General features: G+C 54.4%; 5 protein-coding genes and 1 tRNA gene. All 6 read left to right on the plus strand.

What is annotated here, in order from left to right:
• The coding region (locus I2G43_RS00880) for an Abi family protein (RefSeq protein ID WP_229071419.1) at positions 1–1,002 on the plus strand (1,002 nt) is incomplete at its 5' end.
• Positions 1,003–1,170: 168 nt separating this feature from the next.
• Entirely contained in the window at positions 1,171–1,953 is a 783-nt protein-coding gene (locus I2G43_RS00885) for a dCTP deaminase domain-containing protein (RefSeq protein WP_195534735.1), read from the plus strand.
• A 215-nt stretch (positions 1,954–2,168) separates the two neighbouring features.
• Positions 2,169–2,447, plus strand: coding sequence for a hypothetical protein (locus I2G43_RS00890; protein WP_195534736.1), 279 nt, complete (start codon positions 2,169–2,171; stop codon positions 2,445–2,447).
• Between the two features lie 28 nt (positions 2,448–2,475).
• On the plus strand, positions 2,476–2,775 hold the full coding sequence (locus I2G43_RS00895) for a nucleotidyltransferase family protein (RefSeq protein ID WP_195534737.1): 300 nt from the start codon (positions 2,476–2,478) through the stop codon (positions 2,773–2,775).
• Between the two features lie 379 nt (positions 2,776–3,154).
• Positions 3,155–3,943, plus strand: coding sequence for a DUF3825 domain-containing protein (locus I2G43_RS00900; protein WP_195534738.1), 789 nt, complete (start codon positions 3,155–3,157; stop codon positions 3,941–3,943).
• 150 nt (positions 3,944–4,093) lie between these two features.
• Positions 4,094–4,168: transfer RNA gene (locus I2G43_RS00905), tRNA-Val, on the plus strand.
• The last annotated feature ends 91 nt before the right edge of the window (positions 4,169–4,259 follow it).

The following is a 4,259-nucleotide window of genomic DNA, read 5'->3' on the forward strand; positions in this document are numbered from 1 at the left end:
AAAGAAGCTGCGCCGCGGGGGAGGCGGCCCCAATGGCTTTCTCATATCGTCTTTTCGGGAAGAGCGACAATGCCCAAAGAATTCCTTACCTACCAGCAGCAGATGGAGAAGCTCAGAAGCTCCGGCCTCAGAATCGAGGACGAAGAGGTTTGCCGGAGGGTGCTGGCGGACATCGGCTATTTCCCGGTCGTGAACGGCTACCAGTCGTTTTTCCGCGACCCGAGCACCCGGGTATACCGCGAAGGTGCCACTTTTGGAGACATCCTAGCGCTTTACGAGTTCGACGTCGAGCTTAGGGAGATAATGCTCGATGCGCTGCTCAAGGTCGAGGCGAAGATCAGGTCGGCGCTGGCCTACGAATTCTGCGCTGCATATGGCGAGTCCCAGAGCAAGTATCTAGACGCCCGCTGCTACGCGATGTCGAAGGGCGCGAAGCGTGTTCTCCCAAAGCTGCTAAACATGCTTGACTATATCGCCAACAAGGATACCAGCCACGAATACCTTGCCTACTACCGCAGGGCATATAAGAACGTGCCGCTATGGGTCGCCGTGAACGCCATGACCTTCGGACAGACTTCAAAAATGCTCACGGCGCTTAGGGACAGCGAGAAGGCCAAGATTGCTAAGAGGTTCGGGGTGGGAAACCCGAAAGAACTCTCGTCGTTTATCCGCGTACTCGCCCTCTACAGGAACGTCTGCGCGCATGGAGAGCGCCTCTTCTCCCACAGGTGTCACGTCGAGATTCCTGACACGGCCTTGCACGCCAAGCTCGGCATCGAAAAGATTGGGCCGGATTACGCTTGCGGCAAGGTAGACGTTTTCTCGGCAGTGATCACCCTTCGATACCTCCTTCGCGACGACGAGTTCAAGACATTCAAGGCCAAGCTCGTCAAGTGCGTTAACGGATACTTGTCATTGGATGAGAGCATCGGCGAGGAGCGCCTCCTTGAGGCCATGGGTTTCCCAGCCGAATGGAAGAAGATAACTAGGTATAAAATTTAGATTCGACCCGCCTAAAAGTATCCGTTGCGTTCTCAATCGAGGTGCTTCGATCCAGGCTACGAGGGTGTTCGCTTAGATTGAGGGCTCACTTCCCCTATGTCCCCTTTGGGGGCAGTCACTGTTGTTATGCCTTGGTGCTATACTCGGAGGCCTAAGGAAGTGGTTCGTATGTACTTGAGCGATACTAAGATTCAGGAGCTAATCGACAGCAAGGTGCTTCTCAATGCCGATGCTTCGAACATCGGACAGGTTACGTATGACTTGCGCACCGAGGGATTCTACACCAACGAAAGCAAGCAATCCGAGGTAGAGCTTGGCCCCGGAGATTCGACATTCGTCTCTTGCGTTGAATGTGTTGCGTTGCCAAACGATTTGACCGCGAGCGTGCTTCTGCGCAATTCGCGCATTCGCCAGGGGCTTTCTTTGGATGCGCCGCTATATTTCCCCGGGCATGGAACACGGCTGTTCTACCGTGTTACAAACGTAAGCGGTAACACTATTACGCTCGATAAGTCTAAGGGTATAGCGCAGGTTGCATTCCAGCGCGTTGATGGCATGGTGGCCCATCCTTACCACGGCGCTTTCTCTGATGAACTCAACTTTAACGGACTTGCAGATTATTCCGACGTCTATGCCGGAGAACTTAAAAAGGTCGAGGACAAAAAGGAGGAAGTCGCCCACATTGAGTCTCGTATCTATGGCAACGTTCTGGCCCTCTTTGCCATCTTTGCCGCGATCTTTACGCTTGTAAATGTCAACGTCGGAGGCCTTTCTTCCGATATTACAACCGTCAGATTTGTTGCGCTCGACCTGCTGATTATTGGCGGTTTTCTGATTCTTGCATCCGCAATCGAGACCTTCCTTGTTAAAGACAGGGAAAAGAAGGCATCGCTGCCTCTCGTATTGGGCATTGTCTGCATTGTCGTGGCAGTGGTTCTTGCATTTCAGTAAGTAGGGTGTCTCAAGTCGTGGGAGACTTGACCTAAGGTACGTTCAATTGCTCCTGAGTGAGGGTATTGGCTTACGCCGATACCCTCACTTTCTTTGTATAGGGCCACAGACAGGGCTAGCTGTCAGAGTTCGTGTCTTATGGGAATAATTCAATTCACGCCGCATTACATCTAGTCTGCTCTTTATACTCGGATATCAACACTAAGGAGGTAGTCATGTTTTGGAGCTATGTTCAGCTTGATGATGGCACCCAGTTTGCCTACTCAGAGACAAGAGAAGACGGAACCGTTCGCGTAGCCGTCGAGCGCCCGGTTGACTTTGGCTTTGACCATGCGGAATGCTTCTTGCCTGCGGTCAAATGGTTCAATGTCGAAGGATTTACTGCTGATGACCTCAATTTCTTGACAGAATTTGTTAGATCAAACGCCCCGTTTATCTTCGAGCTCGCCGAACGCCAAAAAGCCGGACTGGCGGTTTCGGCGCTGGCCCTCTGACGTTCTACTGTTGAACGGTAAATAACCCATGATTTCGACTACCGACATATCCACTGCAGTCTCCCGCGCGCTGACTCAATACGACGTCAGCGAAGCATATTTATTTGGCTCGTTTGCCCGAGGCGAGCAAACGCCCGATAGCGATATTGACTTGCGCCTAGTTTGCGGCAACACCATGACGTTCGGCACGCTTTACGAACTCTCCTATGAGCTCGAGATGGAACTTGGGCGAAAGGTCGATGTCGTCACCAACCCACCAGAGCACATGCGCCCGGCCTTCCGCAAAAGCATCGAGCAGGATGAGGTTCGCGTCTATGAAGCGCTGTAAACAGGACGAGGAGCTTGCGAATACCAACCCTCAACCCTTTCCTTCCAATGAGCCCAGCCCGGAGACCCTCGAGGCCATCCGTGAAGGTGATGCATTCTTTGCGACGGGGGAGTGCGGTCGCTTCGACAACGGTGCTGATCTTATCAAAGCGGCTCTAAAGGCCCCTCACTCACGGCCAGCCAACGAGTGATGACTGTTTATCGTGCGGGTTTAATTGGCGCTCGCAAATACCCTGGACTGCACTATCGAATACCTCGTCTGGCAACCGATTGCTCTGGAGTACGACTCCTAGTGCCACTTTGTTGTGCGCCCCGGTATTGCATCGCACGTATAGAATCTAAGCATCCGCGCGCCTGCCATTATCTTGATTGGAAGCCGTATGGAACTCCCCAGCACCCTGTGCAGCAATGTGTACGACTTCGCGTTTTGCCCCGAGCCCTGCTACGACCGCTTGGCCGACCTTGCCGACCCCGAGGACTGGGGTCCCGGCAACCGCATCCTCAAAAACTACCTGTCGTTTTCGTTTAGCCGCGCGGTGTTCCTGACCGAGCGCGACGTGGATCAGACCGCCCCGTCCAACCTGCCGCTGGTGTTCGACTACGACCGCTGCCTATTCAACACCGGCCTGTACACGCGCCGTTACGAGACCATCTACGGCCTGTTTGAGCCCAACACCAAGCCCGACGCGCGCCAGCGCTGGTTTTTGAAGGGCTTCTTTAAGGAAAGCGACCCCATGCTGGTCTCGTTTGAGTACCTGCCATGCCGTGTACGCTTTGCCGAGGACCCTTCCGAGCTGGTCTTTGACTACCGCCTGCCCATCCGCTCCAACATCGACCACATTTTGGGCGACGAGGAAAACCTTACGCGTATCCCCGCCAGCCTGATGGGGGAGGGCAACTCGCTGCTGCTGCGCCGCGCTTTTGAGGGGGCCGTCGGCGAGGCAGCGCGCCGCGCCGCCGCCAACTACACGCTCGCCGTGCCGCAGTTCTACGGAGGCCGGATCCAGCTGCTGTTGCCGCTGTGTCTGACCGGCGACAAGCCCGAACTGGCACTGACCATCCAGCGCGAAGACGGTTTCTACGCCGCGCGCACCTGCCTCACGCTCGATATGGCCTACAACAACGCGCGACTTATCTGCCGCCCCGAGACCTCGTGGATCAAGCGATAAAGGTTGGTTTAGCTGCAGATTTGTTGGATGTCCTGCTTGCGATGGGGCGGGTTTCGTCCGCGATTGCGCCCACGAATTTAAAATCTGGGGCAAAAAGTTCTTGGTAAACCACGCGAGGCTATGATAGTATCTCTTTTGCCGAAAGGCGACGGGCGATTGGCTCAGGGGTAGAGCATATCCTTCACACGGATGGGGTCACAAGTTCGAATCTTGTATCGCCCACCATCTAAAGCACAGGTCAGAGGTGTTAAGCCTCTGGCCTTTTTCTAATATGAGAAAGCCATTGTCAATAGGCATGTTCGTTCGAGCCCGGTTT

This window comes from Collinsella aerofaciens (genome assembly GCF_015557435.1).
Lineage (GTDB): Bacteria > Actinomycetota > Coriobacteriia > Coriobacteriales > Coriobacteriaceae > Collinsella > Collinsella aerofaciens_Z.